General features: G+C 73.4%; 6 protein-coding genes. 4 read left to right on the top strand and 2 right to left on the bottom strand.

Features of this window, described 5'->3' with window-relative positions:
* The first annotated feature begins 122 nt into the window (after positions 1-122).
* On the top strand, positions 123-1,217 hold the full coding sequence (locus tag ACFV4N_RS39055; protein WP_499677719.1) for a carboxylate-amine ligase: 1,095 nt from the start codon (positions 123-125) through the stop codon (positions 1,215-1,217).
* Positions 1,218-1,256: 39 nt separating this feature from the next.
* Here the strand turns inward: ACFV4N_RS39055 and ACFV4N_RS39050 are convergent, their stop codons facing one another.
* A complete protein-coding gene (locus ACFV4N_RS39050; RefSeq protein ID WP_499677718.1) occupies positions 1,257-1,904 on the bottom strand; it encodes a hypothetical protein in 648 nt (215 codons plus the stop codon).
* 184 nt (positions 1,905-2,088) lie between these two features.
* On the opposite strand from ACFV4N_RS39050, the gene ACFV4N_RS39045 reads away from it, so the two are divergent.
* Positions 2,089-2,481 carry a helix-turn-helix domain-containing protein gene (locus tag ACFV4N_RS39045; RefSeq protein WP_499677717.1) on the top strand — a complete coding sequence of 131 codons (393 nt, stop codon included), beginning with the start codon at positions 2,089-2,091 and terminating at the stop codon, positions 2,479-2,481.
* A 50-nt stretch (positions 2,482-2,531) separates the two neighbouring features.
* Here ACFV4N_RS39045 and ACFV4N_RS39040 read toward each other — a convergent pair whose 3' ends face one another.
* Positions 2,532-3,503: a magnesium transporter CorA family protein gene (locus tag ACFV4N_RS39040; RefSeq protein ID WP_499677716.1), complete on the bottom strand. Its 972-nt coding sequence runs from the start codon at positions 3,501-3,503 to the stop codon at positions 2,532-2,534.
* A gap of 79 nt (positions 3,504-3,582) precedes the next feature.
* On the opposite strand from ACFV4N_RS39040, the gene ACFV4N_RS39035 reads away from it, so the two are divergent.
* On the top strand, positions 3,583-3,933 hold the full coding sequence (locus ACFV4N_RS39035) for a PRC-barrel domain-containing protein (RefSeq protein WP_499677715.1): 351 nt from the start codon (positions 3,583-3,585) through the stop codon (positions 3,931-3,933).
* A 77-nt stretch (positions 3,934-4,010) separates the two neighbouring features.
* Positions 4,011-5,524: NAD(P)/FAD-dependent oxidoreductase (locus tag ACFV4N_RS39030; protein ID WP_499677714.1), on the top strand; the 1,514-nt coding region annotated here is incomplete at its 3' end.

Raw genomic sequence — 5,524 nt, 5'->3', positions numbered from 1 at the left:
GCCGCGCCCAGGGCGAGCCCGAGCGGTGGGTCACCCGCAGCGCCGACCAGGTCCCCGACCTGCTGACCGACTACTGGCACTACATCGCGACCGGGTGACCGGCTCCGGGGAAGGGGTGCGCGTTGGGCCTGACGGTAGGCGTGGAAGAGGAGTTCCTCCTCACCGACGCGACCACCCGGCGGGCGGCGTGGCGATCGGCCGACGTGCTGCGCACCACGTCGTCGGAGGTCGGCGGCGGGATCGTCCCCGAGATGGCGGAGACCCAGGTCGAAACCGTCAGCCGGGTGTGCACCGACCTCTCCGAACTCCGCTCGGAGCTGCTCCGGCTGCGCCGAGCGGCGGCCCGGGCGGCCGACGCCGCCGGGTGCCGCCTGATCGGCAGCGGCACCGTGGTCCTCGGCAGCCCCGGCCCGCCGCCGGTGCTCGACCAGCCGCGCTACCACCGGATCGTCGAGCGCTTCGGCCCGCTGGTGGACCAGCAGTGCGCCTGCTCGTGCCACGTGCACGTCGGCATCGCCGACCGCGACGAAGCGGTGCTGGTCGCCAACCACCTGCGCCCGTGGCTGCCGGTGCTGCTCGCGATCTCCGGCAACTCGCCGTTCTGGGAGGGCCGCGACACCGGCTACCACAGCTGGCGGACCCAGCTGTGGGGCCGCTGGCCCACGGCGGGCCCGCCGCCGCACCTGGCCGGCGCGCACGAGTACCGGGAGGTGCTCGCGGACCTGGTCGGCAGCGGCGCGATCCTCGACGACGCCATGCTCTACTGGTACGTCCGCCCGTCGCACCACCAGCCCACGGTGGAGGTCCGGGTGGCGGACGTGTCGCAGACGGCGGACGACGCGGTCCTGCTCGCGGCCCTGGTGCGGGCCCTCGCCGCCACCGCCCTCGCCGACGTGCGGGCGGGCCGCGACGCGCCGCGCGTGACCGACCAGGTGCTGCGGGGCGCGTGCTGGCGGGCCTCCCGCTACGGCCTCCCGGACGAGGAGGGCACCACGCCGGCCGCCGGTCGCGCGGGGCCCGCGACGGGCACGTCCGCGCTGATCGCCCACATCGGCCCGGCGCTGGACGAGGCCGGTGAGGCGCATTACGTGCTCGACGCCCTGCGCGCGCGGCGCGAGGGCGGCTCCGGCTCCCGGCGGCAGCGGCTGGCCCACCGGCGCCGGGGCCGGCTGGAGGACGTGGTGGACATGCTGGCGGGACGCGCGGTGGAGGGGTGAGCCGGCCCGTCGAGCGCCCGCTCGTCCCGCTCGTCCCGCTCACCCCGTGACGACGAACCGCCAGAACCCGCGCAGCAGCGGCTCCATCGCCGGGGCGCTGCGGGTGACCCACTCCTCGCGCTCGCCCGCGGCCAGGCCGAAGTCGACGACCTCCGCCGCGCCGTCGGCGACCTCGGGCGGCACCTCGGCGTACTCGTGCAGGTAGGCCCGCACCTCCGGCGGCACGTCGGCGTCGGACAACGCCTCGGCGAGCGGCGCGCACACGCCGCACCAGAGCCGGAAGTCGGTGCGCGCCAGCAGCGCCGCCTCGCCCGCGCCCGCGTGCAGCGCGACCCACGAGATGAACTCCGTGAAGCGCTTCACCTCGGGCGAGACGTCCGCGTACCGCATCTCCTCCGGGTCCAGCCCGACGGAGCGGGCCACCTCCGAGACCAGGAGTTGGCGCATTCCCATCAACGTGTTCGCGATGAACACGAAAAAACCGCCCGGCACCTCGTGGTGGAAACGCGCGAGCAGGGTGGCGTACGCCGTGAACTCGGCCTCCTGCGCCTGGAATTCCGCCAGCAGCAGGCGTCGGAGTTGTGCGTTTTCGACCTGGCCGATCCTCGCCGCCGCCAGCAGTCCGTTCTCCCGCACGTGCTCTTGGACCGGGACGGCGAAGCCGTCCACCAGTCGACCGCCCTCCACGCCGCACCTCCGGATTCGGCTCACCTCACCCTATCCGCCGCCGGTAGGAAGAACATCGACCCTTCGCTCTAATACCAGGGGTGTTTTCCGGGGGCGGGTGACAACCCGTTCAGTGGTGCACGACCGTCGAGGGCCATTACTAGAGTTGCGCTGTGTAATCACATGTGATGACAGGGCGGTCCCGATGCCACCGTCGCAGGAAGACCTCCGCCGCGAACTGGCCAGGGCACTGGAGCTGCAACGACTCGCCTCGGAGGCGTGGACCGGGGTGCACCACGCCCTCGGCGTGCAACCGCTGGAGGAGCAGCACGTGCCGGTGGTCCCGCCGGCCGAGCTGACCCCGCGGGAGACGCAGGTGATCACCCTGATGGGCACGGGCATGGCCAACCGGTCGATCGCCAGGCACCTGCGGATCTCGGAGCGCACCGTCAAGTCCCACCTGCACAGCATCTTCACCAAGCTGGGGGTCACCACGCGCGGCCAGGCGGTCGCGCAGCTGAGCGGCAGCCCCCCGCCCGGCTGGCTGTGCCCGAGGTGCTCGGCCGTGTACCGCGGCGGGGACCCCCTGGCGCGCTGACACCCGCCCGCCCCGGCGCCTCCACTGAGGACGGACGAGCGGGCTCCTCCTCACAGCCAGTCGCGGCGCTTGAAGGAGACGTACAGGCCGACCGACAGCAGCACCATGACGACCGTGGACACCCAGAAACCCCACGGCTGGTCGTAACCGGGGTAGGGGACGTTCTGGCCGTAGAAGCCGGTCACCGCGGTGGGCAGCGCGATGATCGCCGCCCACCCGGTGACCTTCTTCATGATCAGGTTCAGCCGGTAGCCCTGGATGTTGAGCTGCGTGTCGCGGATGGTCGCCACCAGGTCGCGCAGCGACTCGGTCCACTCCGAGGCGCGCAGCACGTGGTCGTAGACGTCCTGGAAGTAGGGCCCCATCAGCCCTTCCGCCATGCCCAGGTCCTGCCGCATGAGGCCGTTCACCACCTCGCGCATCGGCAGCACCACCCGGCGCAGCGTCACCAGCGACCGCCGCATCGCCAACGACCGGCGCTGCACCTCCTTGGTGCGCGGGCGCTCGTCGAACACCATGTCCTCCAAGTGCTCGACGTGGTCATCCAACGCCTGCACGGCCTCGAAGTGGCTGTCCACGACGACGTCGAGCAGCCCGTGCGCCAGGAAGCCGACGCCGCAGCCCGCCAGGTGCGGCGACTCGTCCCACCTCCTGGTCACCCGCCCCATGTCGAACCGGTCGTCCGCACGCACCGTGACCAGCGCTTTCGTGGTCAGGAACGCGTCCACCTCGACGGTGGCCAACCGCCCGGTGGCGGTGTCCAGCCGCACCGCGTAGCAGGTCAGGAAGCTGTGCGTGTCGTACCGGTCCAGCTTGGGGCGCTCGTGCTCCTGCACCGCGTCCTCGACGGCCAGCTCGTGCAGCCCCAGCTGCCCGGCCAGCAGCTCCAGCTCGGCGCGGGACGGGCCGCACAGGTCGACCCACACCACGACGCCGTCCTCGGCCAGGCGTTCGGCGACCTCCTCGACGCCGAACCCCTCGGCCTCCAGGGCGCCGTCGCGGTACAGGCGGGTGAGCGGCATGGGCGCAGCGTAGTGGCCGGCGGTCGCCCGTACCGGCGACGCGGCGCTTCGAGTCGGCGGTCGTGGGTAACCCGGGCGCATGTTCCCCGCAGAGAACCTCCGCGACTGGGTCGGCCACGACGTCGTCGACCCGGACGGCAAGACCATCGGCGACCTGGAGGCCGTGTACGTCGACACGGTGACCGACCAGCCCAGCTTCCTGACCGTCGCGGTCGGCTTCCTCGGCCGCCGCAGGCTCGTGTTCGTGCCCGCCGTCGGCGCCACGGTCACGCCGAAGGCGGTGCGCGTGCGCTACCCGAAGGACCTGGTGAAGGACGCCCCGTCGATCGAGACCGACGGTGAGCTGTACGCCCAGGACGAGCCGAAGGTCTTCGCCCACTACGGCCTCGACCACGGTCCCGGGGGAGAGCGCCGCCTCGCCCGCCGCTGACCGGCCCGGTTCGGATCTTCCTCACACGAGCCGGCCGGGGCGGTGACCCGCGGCGGGTCGCCTGGTTCACTGCGGACATGACGACACCCCAGGTCGCCCGGCCTTCGATCCTCACCGTGGACGACGACCCCAACGTCTCCCGCGCGGTGGCGCGCGACCTGCGCCGCCGGTACGGGAGCGGTTACCGCGTCGTCCGCGCCGAGTCCGGGGCGCAGGCCCTGGAGGCGCTGCGGGAGATCAAGCTGCGCGGCGAGGAGGTCGCCGTGCTGCTGGCCGACTACCGGATGCCGGGCCTGAGCGGCATCGAGTTCCTGGAAGCCGCGATGGACCTGTTCCCGGCCGCGCGGCGGGTGCTGCTCACCGCCTACGCCGACACCGACGCGGCTATCCGCGCGATCAACGTGGTGGACCTCGACCACTACCTGCTCAAGCCGTGGGACCCGCCGGAGGAGAAGCTGTACCCGGTGGTGGACGGGCTGCTGGAGGCCTGGGCCGCCGACGACCGGCGCGGGGTGCGGCAGGTGCGGGTGGTCGGTCACCGCTGGTCGGCCCGGTCCTACGAGGTGCGCGACTTCCTCGCCCGCAACTCGGTGCCGTTCCGGTGGCACGCCGTGGACGACGGCGACCCCGAGACCGGGCGGCTGCTGGCCGCGGCCGGGCAGGACGGCACGCGGCTGCCCGTGGTCGTCACCGCCGACGGCCGGGCCCTGGTGGAGCCGGGCGACGCCGAGCTGGCCGCCGAGGTCGGCCTCAGCACGCGGCCCTCCACCGACTTCTACGACCTGATCGTCATCGGCGGCGGACCGGCCGGCCTGGGCGCGGCGGTCTACGGCGGCTCGGAGGGGCTGCGCACGGTGCTGGTCGAGCGCCGCGCCACCGGCGGGCAGGCGGGCACCAGCAGCCGCATCGAGAACTACCTGGGCTTCCCCGACGGCGTGTCCGGCGAGCAGCTGACCGAACGCGCCCGCAGGCAGGCGCTGAAGTTCGACGTGGAGGTGCTGACCGCCTGCGACGTGGTCTCGCTGGAGGCCCGCGGCGCGGCGCGCGTGGTGCGGCTGGGCGACGGCACCGAGCTGGCCGCGCACACCGTCATCCTCGCCACCGGCGTGTCCTACCGGATGCTCGACGCGCCCGGCCTCGGCGGGCTGACCGGCCGCGGCGTGTACTACGGCGCGGCCACCACCGAGGGCCCGCACTGCGCCGGCCAGGACGTCTACCTCGTCGGCGGGGCGAACTCCGCGGGCCAGGCGGCGCTGTACTTCGCCGCCCACGCCCGCCGCGTGGTGCTCGTGGTGCGCGGCGACTCGCTGGCGCGGTCCATGTCGCACTACCTGATCGAGCAGCTCGCGCGGGTGCCGGCCATCGAGGTCCGCACCTGCACCGAGGTCGTCGGCGGCGAGGGCCGCGACCACCTGGAGTCGCTGACCCTGCGGCACACCAAGACCGGCGAGACCACGACCGTGCCCGCGTCGTGGCTGTTCGCGTTCATCGGCGCCGCGCCCCGCACCGACTGGCTCGACGGCACCGTGGCCCGCGACGAACGCGGGTTCGTGCTCGCCGGGCCGGACCTGGTCGTCGACGGCAGGTCACC

Source organism: Actinosynnema sp. NPDC059797 (genome assembly GCF_042732085.1).
Lineage (GTDB): Bacteria > Actinomycetota > Actinomycetes > Mycobacteriales > Pseudonocardiaceae > Actinosynnema.
Note: the sequence above shows the minus strand (reverse complement) of the source record. Positions and strands in the feature narration are given on the sequence as shown.